This window comes from Sutterella massiliensis (genome assembly GCF_016899755.1).
Classification (GTDB): Bacteria; Pseudomonadota; Gammaproteobacteria; order Burkholderiales; family Burkholderiaceae_F; genus Sutterella; species Sutterella massiliensis.
The window spans coordinates 1-241 of sequence record NZ_JACJJC010000526.1 but is presented as its reverse complement, the minus strand read 5'-3'; the positions used below and the strand labels follow the sequence as shown (position 1 = coordinate 241).

The 241-nt window shown below is 43.2% G+C and carries 1 protein-coding gene; it reads left to right on the top strand.

Annotation, left to right across the window (positions count from 1 at the left end):
• On the top strand, window positions 1-241 hold a 241-nt coding region (locus H6A60_RS13570; RefSeq protein ID WP_205105397.1), incomplete at both ends, for a hypothetical protein.

The window sequence follows — 241 nt, the reverse complement described above, 5'->3', positions numbered from 1 at the left end:
ATCATGCTATTCACCTATTCCAAACAGCCCCTTGATTTTCCCAATCAATTGGCTCAAAAACAACCCGAAGCATGGGCAAACTATGGAAGGCGATGTAGATAATTGGGAAGAATATCGTGCTTGCTTGACAGGTGGTATTCTAATTAGGAACCGCAAAAATCTTAATCCATTCAACTTGCTGCGGAAATTTGCAGGATTTGAGCAATTGGGAAGCCACTTTCAACGGCAGACCCCTGTTGAC